The organism is Azospirillum sp. B2RO_4 (genome assembly GCF_051124815.1).
GTDB lineage: Bacteria > Pseudomonadota > Alphaproteobacteria > Azospirillales > Azospirillaceae > Azospirillum.
Window position 1 is genome coordinate 768,411 of sequence record NZ_CP118486.1, and the last position, 17,924, is coordinate 786,334.

General features: G+C 68.4%; 16 protein-coding genes. 4 read left to right on the forward strand and 12 right to left on the reverse strand.

Translation table 11 applies throughout. The annotated features are described in order from the left end of the window. Nucleotides 1-5: 5 nt before the first annotated feature. From PWS46_RS17490 to PWS46_RS17530, 9 genes are all read right to left on the reverse strand, one after another. Nucleotides 6-815 (reverse strand): SCO family protein, encoded by an 810-nt coding sequence (locus PWS46_RS17490; protein ID WP_434620902.1) that lies wholly within the window; start codon nucleotides 813-815, stop codon nucleotides 6-8. After that, nucleotides 812-1,291, reverse strand: a complete 480-nt coding sequence (locus tag PWS46_RS17495; RefSeq protein WP_434620904.1) for a hypothetical protein — start codon at nucleotides 1,289-1,291, stop codon at nucleotides 812-814. The genes PWS46_RS17490 and PWS46_RS17495 overlap by 4 nt, the downstream gene beginning before the upstream one ends. Next, nucleotides 1,284-2,375: a hypothetical protein gene (locus tag PWS46_RS17500; RefSeq protein WP_434620907.1), complete on the reverse strand. Its 1,092-nt coding sequence runs from the start codon at nucleotides 2,373-2,375 to the stop codon at nucleotides 1,284-1,286. The genes PWS46_RS17495 and PWS46_RS17500 overlap by 8 nt, the downstream gene beginning before the upstream one ends. Then, a complete protein-coding gene (locus tag PWS46_RS17505; protein WP_434620910.1) occupies nucleotides 2,372-2,905 on the reverse strand; it encodes a c-type cytochrome in 534 nt (177 codons plus the stop codon). The genes PWS46_RS17500 and PWS46_RS17505 overlap by 4 nt, the downstream gene beginning before the upstream one ends. Next, on the reverse strand, nucleotides 2,902-3,453 hold the full coding sequence (locus PWS46_RS17510) for a DUF3341 domain-containing protein (protein ID WP_434620912.1): 552 nt from the start codon (nucleotides 3,451-3,453) through the stop codon (nucleotides 2,902-2,904). Before PWS46_RS17510 ends, PWS46_RS17505 begins: the two co-directional genes overlap by 4 nt. After that, complete coding sequence (gene nrfD / locus PWS46_RS17515) at nucleotides 3,450-4,823, reverse strand: NrfD/PsrC family molybdoenzyme membrane anchor subunit (RefSeq protein WP_434620915.1); 1,374 nt, start codon at nucleotides 4,821-4,823, stop codon at nucleotides 3,450-3,452. The genes PWS46_RS17510 and nrfD overlap by 4 nt, the downstream gene beginning before the upstream one ends. A gap of 4 nt (nucleotides 4,824-4,827) precedes the next feature. Continuing rightward, entirely contained in the window at nucleotides 4,828-7,815 is a 2,988-nt protein-coding gene (locus tag PWS46_RS17520; protein ID WP_434620918.1) for a TAT-variant-translocated molybdopterin oxidoreductase, read from the reverse strand. Next, complete coding sequence (locus PWS46_RS17525) at nucleotides 7,812-8,465, reverse strand: cytochrome c3 family protein (protein WP_434620921.1); 654 nt, start codon at nucleotides 8,463-8,465, stop codon at nucleotides 7,812-7,814. The genes PWS46_RS17520 and PWS46_RS17525 overlap by 4 nt, the downstream gene beginning before the upstream one ends. Nucleotides 8,466-8,846: 381 nt before the next feature. Then, nucleotides 8,847-9,365, reverse strand: coding sequence for a DUF421 domain-containing protein (locus tag PWS46_RS17530; RefSeq protein ID WP_434620923.1), 519 nt, complete (start codon nucleotides 9,363-9,365; stop codon nucleotides 8,847-8,849). A 188-nt stretch (nucleotides 9,366-9,553) separates the two neighbouring features. Between PWS46_RS17530 and PWS46_RS17535 the strand changes: the two genes are divergently transcribed. From PWS46_RS17535 to PWS46_RS17545, 3 genes are all read left to right on the forward strand, one after another. Continuing rightward, nucleotides 9,554-9,973, forward strand: a complete 420-nt coding sequence (locus PWS46_RS17535) for a hypothetical protein (protein WP_434620926.1) — start codon at nucleotides 9,554-9,556, stop codon at nucleotides 9,971-9,973. A gap of 155 nt (nucleotides 9,974-10,128) precedes the next feature. Then, nucleotides 10,129-10,467, forward strand: coding sequence for a PDZ domain-containing protein (locus tag PWS46_RS17540; RefSeq protein ID WP_434620929.1), 339 nt, complete (start codon nucleotides 10,129-10,131; stop codon nucleotides 10,465-10,467). Between the two features lie 32 nt (nucleotides 10,468-10,499). Continuing rightward, nucleotides 10,500-11,774, forward strand: a complete 1,275-nt coding sequence (locus PWS46_RS17545; protein WP_434620932.1) for a DUF2254 domain-containing protein — start codon at nucleotides 10,500-10,502, stop codon at nucleotides 11,772-11,774. A gap of 22 nt (nucleotides 11,775-11,796) precedes the next feature. On the opposite strand, the gene PWS46_RS17550 is transcribed toward PWS46_RS17545, so the two are convergent. Both PWS46_RS17550 and PWS46_RS17555 read right to left on the reverse strand, forming a co-directional pair. After that, on the reverse strand, nucleotides 11,797-12,363 hold the full coding sequence (locus PWS46_RS17550) for a sigma-70 family RNA polymerase sigma factor (RefSeq protein WP_434620935.1): 567 nt from the start codon (nucleotides 12,361-12,363) through the stop codon (nucleotides 11,797-11,799). Nucleotides 12,364-12,412: 49 nt separating this feature from the next. Continuing rightward, nucleotides 12,413-13,510, reverse strand: coding sequence for a TRAP transporter substrate-binding protein (locus PWS46_RS17555; protein ID WP_434620938.1), 1,098 nt, complete (start codon nucleotides 13,508-13,510; stop codon nucleotides 12,413-12,415). Nucleotides 13,511-13,687: 177 nt separating this feature from the next. Here PWS46_RS17555 and PWS46_RS17560 point away from each other — a divergent pair, with 177 nt between their 5' ends. Beyond that, entirely contained in the window at nucleotides 13,688-14,371 is a 684-nt protein-coding gene (locus PWS46_RS17560) for a LuxR C-terminal-related transcriptional regulator (RefSeq protein ID WP_434620941.1), read from the forward strand. A 7-nt stretch (nucleotides 14,372-14,378) separates the two neighbouring features. On the opposite strand, the gene PWS46_RS17565 is transcribed toward PWS46_RS17560, so the two are convergent. Next, nucleotides 14,379-17,873, reverse strand: coding sequence for a hybrid sensor histidine kinase/response regulator (locus PWS46_RS17565; protein ID WP_434620944.1), 3,495 nt, complete (start codon nucleotides 17,871-17,873; stop codon nucleotides 14,379-14,381). Between the last annotated feature and the right edge of the window lie 51 nt (nucleotides 17,874-17,924).

Below are 17,924 nucleotides of genomic sequence, written 5' to 3' on the forward strand. Positions count from 1 at the left end.
CGTCCTCACCCCTTCCCCGGCCGGCGGGCGGCCCGCCACACCAGCAGCCCGATGCCCAGGACGGAGACTGCGCCGGTCGCCTGCATCAGGCGGCCCACCTGGGAGTTGTATTTGCCCTGCGCCGGATCATAGCCGTAGCAGAGCAGCAGCAGATGGTCGGTCACCGATCCGACCGTGCCCTTGGAGGCATCGACCAGCCCGAGCCGCAGGTCCGTGGGGTCGTAGCCGATCCCCAGGATGTAGCGGGAGACCGTCCCGCCCGGCGACACCAGCACCACGCCGGCGGGATGGGCATATTGCCCGCTGGCCTCGTCCAGCTTGTAGGGGAAGCCGGCGGCGGTGGCGAGGCGGCGGACCTCCCGGCCATCGCCGGCCTGTTCGGCGACCAGCGGGTGGATGGCGGCGGCCAGGGTCGGATCGCGCTCGAAATGCCGCGCCTTCATCGCCGCCGCATCGGCCGGGCTGTCATTGGGATCGATGCTGACCGCCATCACCGCGTAATCCTTGCCCGGCGTCAGCGGCACTTGCTTGAGGGCCGCGGCCAGATCGCCCAGAACCACGCCGCACAGCGTCGTGCAGCGGAAATAGTCGAAGACCAGAACCAGCGGTTTGCCCGTATTAAACAAGGTTGCGGTGGTGACGGCTTTGCCGGCCTCGTCGCGCAGCCGGACGTCGCGCGGCAGTTGCGCCCCCGGATGCTGATCGAAGGCGAAGTCCTTGAAGCCGGACGGCAGCAGGGCCGTCGGGGCCGCCTGTGCCGCGGTGGCCAGGGTCAGCAGAAGGCTGAGCAGGGTGGCGATGGCGAGCCGTCTCATCGCCGACCCTCCTGTCTTGCGTCTGCCGGCCAGTCGGGAATGCCGTGCTCGGCGACGCGGCGCATCGCCTCGCCGATGGGAATGTGGGCGATGCCGCGCTCGCGGTCGGTCCATCCGTAGCCGGTCAGCCGCTCCATCGACCGCTCCTTGTAGCGCTTGAAGTCGGCGGGGGGATCGTTCTGCAGGCGCGGTTCCGGCATCGGTATTGTCAGGGCGCGGTTCCGGTCGGCTGTCGCGTTGGGGAAGATCAGAATCAGCGAGACCACGACCGCCCCGATCAACCCCACCGCCAGGGCGCCGAGCAGCACGAACAGCCAGGGCGGCGCGTCCCGTGTCTCGAAGCGCGTGTCGGGATTGCGGCCCCCCTGGTCCGGCTGCTTCAGCGGATGTCTGCGCCCCAAGCGTGCCCAGCCGAACAGCAACGCCGCCGCGGTTCCGGCGAAGCCGGGCCGGTTCATACGTGTGGCCTTATCCATGGTGGGCCCCCTCCGCCATCAGGCCGGCGGTTCGGGTGGCCTGTCCGTTTCGGCCGGAATGCCGGCGGTCGACACCGAGGCGCCACAGGAACACCGCCATGCCGGCGCCGCCCATCGCCAGCGCCGCAGCGGGGGCGAACCAGGTGAAACCACCCTCCAGCCCCGGCAGGATCAGCCACCAGCATTCCAGCAGATGGGCGGCCAACAGCAGCAGGCAGACGGCGGACAGCCCGCCCCGGCTGCGCTTCACCGGCCACCAGATCAGGGCCGCGAAGGGCAACGCTCCCTGCGCCAGGGCGCCCAGCACCGCGACCCAGCCCCAGCCGCCGGACAGGCGCGCGACGTACCAGGGAATTTCTTGCGGCAGATTTTCCTGCCAGACGATCAGGAACTGCATGAAGGACAGGTAGAACCACAGCAGGATGCCGGCGATTAGCAGGCTGCCCAGGTCGCGCCGCTGCCCCACGTCCGTCCGTCCGCCCAGGATCGCCGCCAGCGTCGCCAGTGCCAGGGCGCCCAGCAGCTGACCGCTGACGATCATCATCCCGTAGATGCTGGACCCCCAATCAGGCTCGACCGACATGAACCAGTCGAAGGAGGCGAAGGTGACGGTCAGCCCCAGCAGGATCAGCCCCGGCGCCGCCAGCGGGTTGCGGCCCCGTCCCGAGCGCAGCAGCGCCAACAGAGCCAGCCCGAGCCAGACCACGGCATAGACCGCCGTCCGCCCGTAGAAGAAGGGGGCGTTCAGGTAAAAGCGGTTCTTCAGATGCACGGCCTCCGCAGCCCTTGCCCAGGGATACAACTCCGGCAGCAGGAGCAGCACCGGCACCAGAAGCAGGAGCGCCAGCGGCAGCATGGCGACCATGGCGCGCAGGGGCGGTACCGCGGCAGACCCCCAGCGTCCGCCGGTCAGATCATGGGCGAACAACATCATCATGGCGCCCAGCGGCAAGCCGATCCAGAAGGCGAAGGACGCCAGCCAGCCGCGCAGCACGGCCTGCGGATCGAACAGCGCACCGATGGCACAGACCGCCCCGCCGGCCAGTGCCGCGCCGATGGCGGCGGGAAACGGGCGCCGGATCATCGCAGCGTCCCCCGCACATCGTCCGGCAGTTCGGCCGCGGCGGTGCTCTGGCTGGTCTGCAGCGCCCGGATATAAGCGGCGATGGCCCAGCGGTCGTCTGGCGTGACGCGGTCGCCGTAGGAGTACATCGCCCCCCAGCCGTTGGTGGCGACGTCGTAGAAATGCCGCGTCGGCGCGTTGCGCAGAGCCTCGCTGTGGAAGGAGGGCGGATGCGGAAAGCCGCGCTGGACGATCATGCCGTTGCCGTCGCCGAGATAGCCGTGGCAGGGGGTGCAGTAGATCTCGTAGCGCTCCTTTCCGCGGGCGAGCAGGGCCGGCGTCAGCGGCGGGGGCGGCTGCGGGCGGTCTTCGCGGGCGACGGTGTTGGGCGCCGGCTCCGGGGGCCATGCCCGGCTGCCGGGATCGGCATTGGCCGGATTGGCGTCGGCGGGCGTCCAGGTCTTGTCGCTCGGCTGCTTCGCCATGTTGTCGCAGGCGCCCAGCAGCGCCGCTGCGCCCAGCAGAAGGGCGATGGGAAAGAGGCGGCTCATGCCGGCACCTCGTCGATCCGCACGCCTTCGCCGTGGGGCAGCAGCCGCTGCAGCAGGTCGCCGTCGTCGCGTCCCTCCCGCTCCGCGATCCAGATCAGGAAACGGTCCTGCGAGGCATGCTCGAAACCGGGCGCATCGAAGATGGGGTCATAGAGGCGCGGCAGCCGGCAGATCGTACAGAAGGCGAGGAAGCCGATCAGCAGGATGGCCAGCGCCGCCAGTTCGAAGGTCGTCGTGCTGAAGGCCGGCCAGCTGTTCAGCGGCCGTCCGCCAATGTTCAGGGGATAGTTCAGCACCATCCCCCAATATTGCAGGAGGAAGCCGCCGACCGCGCCGAGCGCGCCCGCCGCCACGATGATCAGCGGCAGGGCCCGTGGCTTTCGGCCCAGCAGCTCGTCCACCTCTTCCACCGCATAGGGGCTGTAGACCTCCAGCCGCGTGAAACCTTCCTGCCGCAGGCGCCGCAGGGTTTCCAACATGGCGTCGGAACTGTCGAAGGTGGCCAGCGTGCCGCGGACGCTGTGGCCGGTGCCGCGATGCGCCCTCATCGTCCGCCCTCCGTCTTCTTCTTGTGGAGGAGTTCGCGCAGTTCGAACATCGACACCATCGGGATGAAGCGCAACGCCAGGAAGAAGCCGGTCAGGAACAGACCCAGCGACCCGGCCAGAGTCGCCCAATCCCAGAAGGTCGGCATGAAGACGAACCAGCTCGATTCCGAGTAGTTCCGGTGCAGGCCGCCGACGACGATGACGTAACGTTCGATCCACATGCCGACCACCACGCACAGGGCGATCAGGAACAGCAGCGGGCGGTTCAGCCGCAGCGGCCGGATCCATAGCAACTGCGGAATGACGCCGTTGAGGATGATCTTCGCCCAGTACCAGGGCGCGTAATAGCCGCCGAGTTCCGACATCACCACCGTGATCTCGTGCTCCTCCCCCCGGTAGAAGGGCATGAACACCTCCATCAGATAGCAGTAGGACAGCAGCAGGCTGGTGGTCAGCATCAGCCGGGCTAGCACGTCGACATGGCGAATAGTGATGACGGCGGTGAGATCCAGCGCCCGGCGCAGCGGGATGACCAGCATCAGCACCACGGCGAAGCCGGACAGCGCGGCGCCGAAGACGAAATAGGGCGGGAACTGCGTCTCGTGCCATCCCGGCGTCAGGCCGCCGGCGAAATCCAGCCCGACGATGCTGTGGATGGAACAGACCAGCGGCGCCATCAATGCCGCGAACAGGCCGTACAGGATCTTGAACTGGCGCCAGTGCCGTGACGACCCCTGCCAGCCCAGCGCCAGCAGCCCGTACAGCACCCGCTGCCAGCGCCGCAGCGCCCGGTCGCGCAGGGTGGCGAGGTCGGGGAGAAGGCCGACATACCAGAACAGCACCGATCCGGCGACATAGACCAGGATGGCGACGAAATCCCAGTGCAGCGGACTGCGGAACTGCGGCCACAGCGCCATCGTGTTGGGGTAGGGGAACAGCCAGTAGAAATACCACCAGCGCCCGAGATGGATGACCGGCATGATCCCGGCGCAGGCGACGCAGAACACCGTCATGGTCTCGGCGAGGCGGCTGGTGGCGCTGCGCCACTCCGATCGTGTCAGGAAGAACAGGGCGGAGATCAGCGTTCCGCCGCTGGCCATGCCGACCCACCAGACATAATTGCCGATGGCGAACCCCCAGGCGACCGGCCAGTCGATGCCCCAGATGCCGACGCCGTGGATGAACAGCCAGCCGAGCGCCACCACGAAGAGGCCGAGCAGCCCGACCGACAGCCCGAAGCCGACCCACCACCACACGGGCGTGCGGCGCTCCAGCACAAGGTCGCTGACATGGACGGTCACCGACAGAGCGGTCACGCCCGGTTCCACCACCCTATTCAGCTCCTGCCCGGTTTCGGGAGATGCGCCCACCGCCTCACACCTCCTGGATTTCGGGGTTGGGGTTGCGCAGCCGCGCCTCGTAGGTGGTGCGCGGCTTGGTGTTCAGCTCGGTCAGCACGCCGTAGTCGAGCGGGCTCGCCTTGCGGCGGTTGACCGCGCTGTCCTTGTCGTTCAGGTCACCGAAGACGATCGCTTCCGCCGGGCAGGCCTGCTGGCAGGCGGTTTTCACCTCGCCGTCGCGGATCGGCCGGTTCTCGCGGTCGGCAGCGATGCGGGCGTTGCGGATGCGCTGAATGCAATAGGTGCATTTCTCCATGACGCCGCGCGCCCGGACGGAAACGTCGGGGTTCCAGGATTGCGACAGCCGGTTGTCGTCCGCCGAATAGTTGAAGTAGTTGAAGCGCCGAACCTTGTAGGGACAGTTGTTCGAGCAGAAGCGGGTGCCGACGCAGCGGTTGTAGACCATCACATTCAGCCCGTCGGCGTCATGCATCGTCGCCCCGACCGGGCAGACCACCTCGCAGGGCGCATTTTCGCAATGCATGCAGGGCATCGGCTGGAAATAGGTCTGCTCCGGCGCCTCCGCCTCGCCCTCGTACCAGGTGTCGATGCGGATCCAGTGCAGTTGACGGTTCCGCAGCACCTCCTCCTTGCCGACGACCGCAATGTTGTTCTCGCCCTGGCAGGCGGCGGTGCAGGCGCTGCAGCCGATGCAGGAGTTGAGGTTGATCGCCATGCCCCAGGCGTTCCGCGGATACTCGTAATCGGGATAGAGCGAGTGCTCCGGCTCCTTGCGCTTGGCGAAGTCTGGATTCTGGCGGAATTCGTCGAGCGTGGCGTGACGGACCACGTCGGGGCTGTCGATCAGCTGGTGGTGCTGAGTGGCGGCCAGCCGGTAGGTCTCCCCGGTCTTGCGCACCTCCACGCCCGGCAATTGCCAGAGATGGTCGAGCGGACGCAGCCGGAAAGCGTCGAAGCCGACACCGCGCCCGACCCGGCCCACCACCTTGCGGCCGAAGCCGAAGGGCAGGGTGATGCAGTCGGGGGCGTGGCCCGTCACCCGCCAGACCGGCGCGCGGAGCTGGCCGGCGGCGGTGCGCACCTCCACCACATCCTCGTTCTGCAGGCCCAGCCGTTCGGCTGTCGCCGGCGCCATCAGGACGGCGTTGTCCCAAGTCAGGGTGGTGAAGGGGCGCGGCAACTCCTGCAGCCAGCCGAGATTGGCGTAACGCCCGTCGCGCAGCCACGGGTCCGGCCGGAACAGGGCGGTCAACGCGCCCCCATCCGGCCGTGCCGGCGCCGGCGGCAGCCGGGCCACGAGATCGGATGCAGGCGAAACCGACACCGGTGCGGCGGCGCTGTCCGGCACCACGCCGGTGCGCAGAGCGTCGGCCCACTGCCGCTCAGCATCGCCCTTGCCTTGCAATCGTTCGGTCCACGCGGCGTGCAGAATGGCGTGACCGTCCGGCCGCGTCTCTCCGTTGAAAACGGCCAGCAGCTCGTGCGGCGACCAGCCACCCCACAGCGGCCTGATCTGCGGCTGTTGGATGGTGACGGTGCCGTCGAAGGCGCGGGCGTCGCCCCAGCGTTCCAGTTCATGGGCTTCCGGCACATGCCATGTGCAGTGCATGGCGGTTTCGTTCACCTCGGTGCCGAGATGGACGGAAAGCGGGACCCTCCCCAACGCCCCGGCGAAATCGAGGTCGGCGGGCGCGGTGAAGACCGGGTTGATGCCCATGATCAGCAGCGTGTCGACCCATCCGGCCGCCATGTCGGCGGCCAGCCCTTTGAGCGACCCGCCATGGTCGACCGGATCGGCCTCCACCGGTTCGATGTAGGTCACCGTCTTGCCGGTCGCGCCCAGTGCATCGTTGATGGCATGGACCAGCGCGTGGACGGCGGGCGGCTGCGTCGGCCCGGCATGGACCAGCGCCGCGCCCCGGCTTTTGGACAGGTCGCGGGCGACGGCGGCGAGCCAGCCGGGGGCGCCCTGGCGCCAGTCCGCCGGCCCAATGCCAAGTTCGGCGGCGAGCGCGCGCACCACCGCCTCCACCTCGCCTGGGCGGGCCACGAAGCGATGGTCGGCGCGGGCGCCGGCCAGGGTCGGCATGCTTTCCACCGCATAGAGGCGGCTCATTTCCTCCGGCCGCCCTTCCTCGGCTGCGCGACGGCGGCGGGCGAATTCGCGGGCGTAGCGCAGATGGCCGGGCGTGCTGTCAAGGAGGTCACTCTCCACCGCCAGGATCGTCTTCGCCCGGTCGAGATGCAGCACCGTATCCACCGGCCGCCCGAAGGCCAGCATCGCCCCAGCCCGCACCGCATCACGCCCGTCGGCTTCCCAACGGTGCCATTGCATCGCCGGAAAGCGCTGCTTCAACGCGGCGATCTGCGCTGTCAGCGTGGGTGAGGTGACGGTGCCGGTCAGCAGCCGCAGCCCCTCGCCGCCGCGCTCGGCCATGGCGGGCAGGCGATCGACCAGCGCCTTGACCATCCCGTTGGCGCTGGCCGCCCGGCCGGAGGTCAGCACGCTGCGCGAGCGGTCGGGGTCGTAGAGGTCGAGGATGCTTGCCTGGATGATGGGATCGAGGGCACCCAAACTGGCGGGATGCTCCGGATTGCCCTCCAACTGCACCGGCCGCCCCATCTGGTGGACGGCCAGGATGCCGTCGGCATAGCCGCCGCGCGTCACTGCGGTGGCGAAATGGCGGGCGACGCCGGGCACCAGACCCGGCGGCATGGTGACATAGGGAATCGCCTTGTCCACTTCCGCGCCGGGACCGCAGCCCGAAAGCCCGGCCAGCGCGAAGGAGGCGCCCATCAACTCCAGCAGCCGTCGCCGGCCGACCCGCGCCTCCGCAAGGTCGGGCAGGCCGGGGAACTCGGCGCGCAGCATCTCCAGGACCGTCGGCTCGCGCGCCAACTCCTCCAGGCTGCGCCACAGCGCCCGGCCGCTCCGCCCGGCCAATCGGTCCTCGATCCGCCGTGCCAGCTCCTCCCGCCCCAACTCCTTGCCGGCCGTCATCGGTGGCACACGGAGCAGTCGGACAGGGTTTCGGGATGGATGTGGTAGCGCGCCATCAGCTGCTCGCCGGACGGCGTCGCCGCGGTTCGCTTCCAATCGGTGTCGAAGACCGCCTCCTTCGGGCGCAGGTTCGGGGCAGGGTCGCGGTGGCAGTCCAGGCACCAGCTCATCTGCAGGCTCGCTCCCTTCCAGGTCAGGGGCATGGTGTCCACCGGCCTATGGCAGGTGGTGCAGGCCACGCCCTTGGCGACATGGATGCTGTGGTTGAAAAAGACGTAGTCGGGCAGCGTGTTGACGCGATTCCAGCGGATCGGCTTGCCGGTGGCGAGGCTCTGGCGCACCGGGGCCAGCAGATCCGCGTTGGTCCAGATCTGTGAATGGCAGGTCATGCAGGTGTGGGTCGGCGGCAGCCCGGCGGTGGGCGATTCCTCCACCGAGGTGTGGCAATAGCGGCAGTCCAGCCCCAGACCGCCGACATGATGCTCGTGGCTGAAGGGGACCGGCTGCGGCTGCACGATGCCCTGTCGCGTCGCATAGGTGGTGCTGGGGAAGAACCACGCGCCGCCGACCAGCGTGACCAGTCCGGCCAGCAGCGTGTAGAGCACCAGCTTGGTCGCGATGTTGGCGGTGGGGCTGAAGACTCCCGGCACGGCTCAGCCCCCCGTCACGAAGCCGGCTCGCAGAAAATGTCGACGGGCTGCGCGGTGCGCATCGGTCCTGCGGCAGCGGCAAATCCGGCTGCTGCTGCCGCTGTCGGCAAGCGGCGTCGGTCCATGGCTGCGTCTCCCTGAATTTCCGGTCCGGCTGTGTCGGACTTGACGGGGCTTGGACTTCACCGGGGCGAAGAGCGGGGGTGGGGGAACGGCATCGGGGTGACGTTCATCCGCTACAAGTCGCCCATTCGCGATCCGGTTCCATGGCTTCGGTCGGGCTAGCCCGACTGCTCCGGGCCTTCGGTGGCCCTGCCATCGCACGCGCCGCGATTGACTTCGCTCGCCCGTGGCGGCGCAAGATCGAGCACAACCTGCCCGTCAGAGACGGCCGACCGCTTCGAGCGTCGGCGGATCGGGGTCGGTTCCGCCCTCCGATCCCGGCACGACGCTGAAGGAACCGTCGGTCTCCAACACGACGGCCAGTACGCCGTCCAGCTCCTTTCGCCCTTGGGCGCGCAGAACGGCCATCACCTCCTCCCGTGTGACGCGCTGCTGCTTCAGTGCGCCCGGCAGGAACTCGCCCCGATAGACGAGCAGGGTCGGCTGCGCCTTGATGATCGCCTGGAAGCGGGGCGAACGGACCGATGCCCATGTGATCGCGTATTGCAGCAGGATCAGCAGCGCCAGCGCCAGCACGCCTTCGGCAAGCGCCACCGACTTGCTGAGCAGCACCGTGGCGAGCGTCGAGCCGAGCGCCACCGTCACCACCAGATCGAAGGCGTTCATCTTCGTCAGGGTTCGTTTTCCCGAAATCCGCAGCAGCAGCACCAGTGCCGCATAGGCGAGCACGCCGACCACCAGCACCCGGCCGAGTCCGGCCCAACTGTCGAAGAACATCGTCGGTCCTTTCATCCGTTGGGCCGCCAACCCCTCCGGCGACCACGAGTTCCGGATTCCGGACCCGCCGCAAAAATAGGCAGTCCTACACCAATGCGCGGACCTCGGCGGCGGGAGCAGAACCGGTGGCGGGAGTTGGCCCTGCGCAGGCACGCCCTGCAGGAAACGCAAACACAAAAGGACATGCCATGCGTATCGCAATGATCATTCCCGTCATCGGCCTCGCCCTGACCGCCGGCACGCCGGCCTTCGCGCAGTCGTCCACCGGCCAGCAGAACACCCAGAAGAGTGGCAGCGCCGCGGCGACCCAGCCCCATTCGCAGATCCAGGCGATGACCCAGGACAAGCTCCGCAAGCAGCTGGAGCAGGCCGGCTTCAAGAATGTGACGATCATCGACGCCGCCTATCTGGTCCAGGCTCAGACCCAGGACGGCAATCAGGTGTTCATGACCATCAATCCGCCGTCGCAGATGTCGGGCAGCTCGTCGACCAACTCCGGCAGTGCGACGACCGGCGGCCAGTCCGGGACCTCCACCACCGGCCATAACGGTTCGGGCAACAGCAGCACGGGCAGCACCAGCACCGGCAGCGGCGCCGCCAAGCAGTAAGGCGCCGTCCGCTTTGCCGTGAACTGCGGGGGGACAGGCGTCTCCCCGCCCCATCCACATGTCCGCAGCCATGAGGTCACGCCGGATATCGCCGCCGCGCTCGAATTTAGGATCAGTACGGCAAGCAGGTCGCCGGCCCGCATGAGCTGACCCGGATGATGGCGCAGACCAAGCCCGGCGATATCGCCCGCGTCGTCCAGCGCGACGGCAAGCCGGTGACGCTGGCGCCAATCACGCCCGAACTGCGCAAGGAATTCTCACTGGACAGCGACGTGAGCGGTGCCACGGTGGTGGAGGTTGCGCCGGACAGCCCGGCGGCAAAGGCCGGTTTCGAGCCGGGCGACGTCATTACCCGGGCGGGGCAGCAGACGGTGGGTAATCCCAGTGACCTGGCAAATGTCGTCGACCTGGCGCGCAAGTCCGGGAAGGACCATGTTATCCTTCTGCGGCGGCGGGATGGCCAGTCGCTGTTCGTTCCACTTCCACTGGGGTGATTGGATTGAAGGGCCGCCTGCGTCATTATTGGATGTTTCTGCGTGAGAGCCTGTGGTTCGTGCCGCTGCTGATGAGCATCGCGGCGATGGCGCTGGCGGTCTTTCTCGTAACCACGGGACCGGTGCTGCCCGATGGGGCGGCCGAGATGTGGCTGGTCTACAGCGGCGATCCCGAAAGCGCCCGCCAACTGATGGGCGCCCTGCTGTCGGGCATCATCACGATGACGTCGCTGGTGGTCTCCATCACCGTCGTGGTGCTGACTCTGGCCGCCGGACAGCTCGGTCCCCGTCTGGTGCGCAATTTCATCAGCGATCCGCAGACGCAGGTGGTGCTGGGCCTGTTCGTGGCGACGATTCTCTATCTGCTGGTGGTTTTCCGCAGCATCGGCGCCCCGTCGGACAACGCGATCCCTCATTTCGCGATCACCGTCGGGACTGCGCTTTCGGCCTTGTGCCTGTTCGTGCTGCTGTTCTTCGTGCACAAATTGGCGCGGTCGATCATGTACGACAACGCGGTGCGTGACGTGTCGCACCAGCTGCGCGCGTCGATCGACCTGCTGCTGCCGGAGGATGCGGACGCGGGAAAAACGCCGCCACCGGTGCCGGAGGATGCTGTGTGGATCGGGCTCGGTGAGGATGGCTATGTCCAGGCGGTCGATTTCGACATGCTCGTGCGCAAGGCCTGCGAGTCCGACGTGGTTCTGTGGCTCGACGTCCGGCCCGGGCATTTCGCTCTCGTCCGCGGCCGTCACCTTGCCGTGCATCCGCCGGAGGCCTGTGACGAGGCGTTCCGCCGCTCCATCCGGGAGGCCTTCATCGTCGGGACCGAGCGGACCCCGACCCAGGATCTCGAATACGGCATCCGCCAGCTGGTGGAGATGTCATTGCGGGCGCTGTCGCCGGGGATCAACGATGTCTACACTGCGCTGACCGTCATCGACATGCTGTCCTCGGCGCTGTCCCGCATCTTCGAACGGCCGCTGCAGGTGCCGGTGCTTTGCGATGGCAAGGGCGATTTGCGGGTGGTCCGCAATGTAACGGACCATGACGGCTTGGTGCGGGCGGCCTTCGATCAGATCCGGCAGGCGGGCGCTACCATGCCGGGCGTCCTGATCCGCGTGGCGGAAGCCCTCGAGGCTCTGGCGCCCTATGTCAGCGACGAGCCGCGCCGGCAGCCGCTGCTGGCGCAGATCGCCCTGATCGAAGCCGCGGGCGAGCGGAGCGACTTCCTCGACCGTGACCGCGAGGCGTTGCGCTTCCGCTGCCGCATCGCGCGGGAAAGGCTGTCGGACCGGACCGCCGCCTGAAGGGGCTCGGCCCGGAACCAGTCTAACCGGCCGTTCGCCGGGCTATCTCGGAATAACCGGCCGAACGGGCGGACATCGGCAGTCCGGTGCGCCGGGCCAGGGGTGGACGGCGCGGCGCCTCGCAGTCGGTCCGCAGCCGGTTGCGGGCGCGGGACAGGCGGGACCGGACGGTGCCGACCGATACCCCCAGCTCGTCGGCCGCTTCGAGATAGCTGTCGCCATCGACGGCGACGATGCGGATCAGCCTCTGATGCTCCTCCGAAAGCCCGTCGATGGCCTCCGCCACCTCCCGCAGCAGCACCTGATGATCCTGCGAAGGTCCGCTGGCCATTTCGCCATCCAGAACCTCCACTTCGCTGAAGCGACGCTTGCGGGTCCATTTGCTGTAGTGGACGTTCTTCAGGATGGTGCAGAGCCAGGCTTCCAGATTCGTGCCCTGCTCGAACTTCTCGCAGTGGCGGAGCGCACGTTCCATGCAGTCCTGGACGAGGTCGTCGGCCTCGGCGGGGTTGCGGGTCAGGCTGCGCGCGAAGCGCTCCATCGCTGGCATGGACCGGATCAGGTCCTGGTGGAAATCATAGGTCATCATGCGCTCCTTTTGGGTTGGCGCAGGGGGGGTGGTCTCCCTGATTTCGGGCCTAGTTCCGGGACGGTTCCGGCGGCTGCAGGGAGGCGGATCGGTCGAAGCTGTTCTCGGCGATGCGGAACCACAGATGCTGGGCGTCGCAGAACGGCTTCCATGAGGCGTAGACTTTGCGGAAGCGGGCGTTCGCCGAGGCCAGTGCTTCCAGCTGCTCCTCGGTGGCCCGGTGAGCGGCTCGCAGGATTTCCAGCGGAAAGGGACGAAGGATCGCCCCTTCGGCCGTCAACTGCTTCAGGGCGGCGGGGTTGAGGGCGTCGTACCTTGCGGTGATCCAGAGGTTCGCCTCGGCGCAGGCGACCTCCACCGCCTCCCGGTACTCCGGCGGCAGCCGGTCCCAGGCCTGGCGGTTGACGTAGCAGGACAGCTGCGCATTCCCCTCCAGGAAGCCGGGATAGTAGCAATAGGGTGCCGCTTTGTGCAGGCCGAGCCGCAGATCGTCATGCGGGCCGGCCCAGGCCGCGGCGTCGAGCGACTTGTCCTCCAGCGCGCGGCGCAGCCCGGCATAGCCGGTGCGCTGCGGCTGGCCGCCCAGGCGGCGAAGCACGTCGGCGGCCATGCCGGACACGCGGAACCTCAGTCCGTTCAGATCCTGCGCGGCGCGGATTTCCCGGCGGAACCAGCCTCCCAACTGTGAACCGGTGTTGCCGACCGGGAACGGGATCACGTCGTGGTCGGCCAGCAGCTCGCGCATCAGCGCCAGTCCCCCGCCCTGGTACATCCAGGCATTCTGCTGCCGAGCGTTCAATCCGAAGGGGACCGAGGTGTCGAAGACCAGCGCCGGCTCGCGGTCCATCGCCTGATAGCTGGCGCCCAGTCCGATCGGCGCGCCGCCGCTGCCGACGAAATCGAGCATCGGCTGGTCCGTCTTCGGCCGCAGGGAGGGGTCGCGGTCGATGACGAACCGGTTTCCGGTCAGCCCGGCGACCCGGCGGACGAGGACCTCCACCCCGCCGTTCAGGATGTCCAGCTCCCTCGGGAAGGTCGCGGCCATCTGCCATCGGAGCTGAGGCGGCCCTTGTGCGATCGCCGGGGTGGCGAGCGCGGCTCCGCCCAGCCCGAGGCCCATGGCCGTCAGGAGGTTGCGCCGCTTCATCGGTCCTGCTTCCGTCTCTGTCGACACCGCCCGAGGACTGGTCGTCCGCATTAGCCCATCGGCGCAATGCGGTTTCCGGCGGCGCGAAGTGTTTCTCACTCGTTCAGAAAGCTAAGTCGACCACCCCGTGACTTCCATGTGACTTTGGTTTAGCGGCGAAGCAAACAGGACCCGACCATGCCCACCCATATCGTTGTCGCCGACGATCACCCCATGTTCCGCGATGCCATGCGTCTCGCCATCGCCCGTGCGCTGCCCGAGGCCGAAATCGTGGAGGCCGGGACGCTGGATGCGGCGGCGGCGGCGCTGGAGGAAAGTCCGGACGCCGATCTTCTCCTTCTCGACCTGAACATGCCGGGGATGCAGGGCTTCGCCGGTCTGGTCTATCTGTGCAGCCGCTTTCCCGCCCTGCCCATCGCGGTGATCTCCGCCAACGAGGAGCCGCGGGTGATCCGCCGCGCCTTGGAATCCGGCGCCTGCGGCTACATCCCGAAATCCGCTCCTTCCGCCATGCTGGGCGAAGCGCTGCAGGCCCTGTTGGCGGGCGAATTGTGGCGGCCGGCGCTGCAGGAGCCGGACCGTCCCGGCAGGGAGGAAGATGCGGCCGCGCGGATCGCCAGCCTGACGCCGCAGCAGGTCCGGGTCCTGATGATGCTGAACGACGGGCTGGTGAACAAGCAGATCGCCTATGAGCTGGGCGTGTCCGAAGGCACGGTGAAGGCGCATGTCTCGGCAATCCTGCAGAAGCTCGGCGTCACCAGCCGGACCCAGGCGGTGATCCTGGTCCGCCAGCTGGCCGAGGATGCCGACGCCCCGCAGGAGGTGATCCGCCGTGCGGCGGAAGAGCGGCAGGCCGGCTGAGGGAGCCTTATTCGGCAGCCGGCCGCGCCCCGGTCAGTCGGCGCATCAGCGTGCGCAGGGCGGCCGGGCGGATCGGTTTGTTCAGCACCGGCAAACCGAGGTTCTCCGCCCGCTCCTTGACGCCGGCGGATCGGTCGGCGGTGATCAGGGCCGCCGGGACCGGATGGCGCAGCCGCTGCCTCACCGCCTGGACACAGGCGAAGCCGTCCTCTCCTTCGTTCAGATGGACGTCGGCGAGGATGAGGTCCGGTGCTCCGCTCTCCGCTTCGGCCAGGGCGGCGGTGAGGCCGGTGGCGGTCCGCACCTGACAGCCCCAGCCGCCCAGCATCGTCCGCATCCCGTCGAGGATGGTGGGATCATTGTCGATGCACAGGATGCTCGTCCGCTCGGCCGGCTCAACGTGCGCATCCGTCGCCTGCTGGCCCGCTGCCTGCGCATCCGGCTGGGACACGCCGCGCGGGATGCGGACGGCGAAGACCGTTCCGCGGCCGGGAATGGAGCGCAGCGTCACCGGATGGTCGAGCACGCGGCCGATGCGCTCGACGATGGACAGCCCCAGCCCCAGCCCATGCTCCACGCCGGGTGCCTCGGCGAAGCGCCGGAACTCGCCGAAAACCAGGGACTGCTTGTCCTCGGGAATGCCGATGCCGGTGTCGCAGACCTGGATCACGACATGGCCGGCGGCCCGCCGCGCGCCCAGCAGCACCCGGCCTTGCGGCGTGTAGCGGATGGCATTCGCCAGCAGATTCTGCAGCAGCCGGTGCAGCAGGCGCCAGTCGCTGTCGACGGCGAGGCTGCAGGGCAGGATGCGCAGCTGCAGTCCCCGCCGTTCGGCCAGCGGCGCGAACTCCACCGCCAGCGTGGCGAAGAGCCGGCCGAGCGGGAAGCTCTGCCGTTCGGGCTTCACCGCGCCGGCATCGAGCCGGGAGATGTCCAGCAGTTCCCCCAGCAGTTCCTCCACCGACGCCAGCGCGCCGTCCAGCTTGCCGACCAGCGCGTCCCCCGGCATCCGGTCGCCCAGGCTGGATGCATAGAGCCGCGCGGCGTTCAGCGGCTGCAGCAGATCGTGGCTCGCCGCGGCGAGGAAGCGGGTCTTGTCCTGGCTGGCTTCCTCCGCCGCAGCCTTGGCACGGGCCAGTTCGGCGGTGCGCTGGCGGACGCGCTGCTCCAGCCGGTCCTTGGCTTCGGCCAGCGCCGCGGCGGCGCGGACACGCTCCGTCATGTCGGAAAAGGTGGTGACATAGCCGCCGCCGGGCATCCGGCAGGTGTGCATCTCCAGGACGCTGCCGTCCGGTCTGGGCTGCTCGACCGGGGCGGCGATGCTGGCGAGGAAGACGTCGAGCTGCCGGGCGACCAGGGCGGCGGGCTCGCCCTGGCCGTAGAGCCCATGCAGGGCGGCGAAGCGCAGGATTTCCGGAAGGGCGATGCCGGCCGGCTCCATCTCCGCGGGGATGGCCAGCAGCCGGCGGAAGCGGCGGTTCCAGCTGACCAGCCGCAGGTCCTTGTCGAAAACGGCAATCCCCTGCGCGACATTCTCCATGGTCGTCTGCAGGACGTCGCGGTTGTACTGGATGGCCGCGGTCGCGTCGTCCAGCAGCCTCAGCGCGTTGCCCTTGCCGACGCTGTGCCGCTCCAGCGTCAGGGCCATCACCAGCCGGGCGGAGGCGGCGCCGATGGCGCTTGCCAGCAGTTTCTCCGTCTGCCGGATCAGGCGCAGGTCGGCTTCTCCCGTACTGGAGTCGGACAGGCCGGCGAAGCCATGCTCCGCCCGTTCGGCGCCGAGATAGCGGCTGGCGACCGCCCGCAGCTCCTCCGCCGTGACGGAACCGGCGCGCGGTTCGGACCCGGCATGGCTCCATTGAAGGTCGGTGTCGGTGAAGGCGCCGGCCTGCAAGCGCTCGATCGGCCGCGGCACCGTCCGCAGCGACACCGCGATGTAGACTACACTGTTGGCGAGCAGGCTCCAGGTCACGCCATGGACGAAGGGGTCGAGATGGAGGCCGAGCAGCCGCTGGGGCGCCAGCAGGCCGGTCCCGAACGGGCCCGTGGTCAGGATGGTGGCCGGCAGCCAGCCGGCCTCGATGACCGCCGGCAGCAGCAGCGTGTAGCTCCATACCAAGAAGCCTGTGACGACTCCCCAGAAGGCACCGGTCCCGGTGGCCCCCCGCCAGATCATGCCGCCGATCAGGGCCGGTGCGAACTGCGCCACCGCAGCGAGGCTGACAAGACCGATGGAGGCCAGCGGGAAGCCGGTCCCGACCATCCGGTAATAGACGTAGGACAGCAGCATCAGCACCAGGATCGTCACCCGGCGGGTGCCCAGAATCAGCCGGCGCATGTCCAGCCGGTCGATGCCATTGCCGCGGCGGCGCAGCAGGATGGGCACCACCAGATCGTTGCTGACCATGTTGGCGATGGCGACAGAGGAGACGATCACCATGCCGGTGGCGGCGGACAGGCCGCCGACGAAGGCGATGGTCGTCAGGATTTCCTGCCGGCCGGACATCGGCAGGGCCAGAACCGTCATGTCGCGGACCACCGTGCCTTCCGGAAACAGCAGCAGGCCGGCCGCGGCGATGGGGACGACGAAAAGGGCGATGGCCGCCAGATAGGCCGGGAACAGCCATGTCGCCAGCCGGATATGCTCCTCGTCCCGATTCTCGATGACGGTGACGTGGAACATGCGCGGCAGGCAGAGCACCGACAGTCCGGCCAGGACGGTCATGGTGATCCAGCTGGACCCGTCGACGCCGCTGGCGAACTGGTGCCGCAGGTCCGGTTCGGCCGATGCCAGCCGCAGCAGGTCGGCCGGCCCGTCGAACAGCCCCCAGGTCGCATAGGCGCCGATGGCGAGGAAGGCGGCCAGCTTCATCACCGCCTCAACCGCAATGGCCAGCATCATGCCTTCGTTGCGTTCGGTCGCGTCGACGTGGCGCGTGCCGAACAGGATGGCGAACAGGGCGAATATGATCGCGGCGACCAGTGCGCTGTCGGCCCAGACCGGCGCCGCCGCCGGCTGCTCCAGCATCACGATCTCGGGGTAGCGCAGCAGGACGGCGAAGCTGGACGAGACGGCCTTCAGCTGCAAGGCCATGTAGGGCACTGTGCCGATGACGGCGCCCAGCGTGACGATGGCCGCGACCGGCTGGCTCTTGCCATAGCGGGCGGCGAGGAAATCGGCGATGGAGGTGATGTTCTGCGCCTTGGCGATCCGCAGGATCTTGTGCAGCAGCGGCCATCCCAGCGTGAAGACCAGGATCGGGCCGATATAGATCGGGAGGAAGGCGTAACCGCTGGTCGACGCCATGCCGACGCTGCCGTAGAAGGTCCAGCCGGTGCAGTAGACGGCCAGCGACAGCGCATAGACCAGCGGGCTCGATCCCGCCCCCGACTGCGTCCCGGATTGCGTCCCATGGCGGCGCGCCCGTCGGTCCCCCCAGGAGGCGATGGCGAACAGGAACCCGAAATAGGCCAGCGCGATGGCCAGAGCCGCTCCACTCATCAGCATGCCTCCTGAGTTCGGAGGTGGCGTCCTGCGGCACAACGGAAAAAT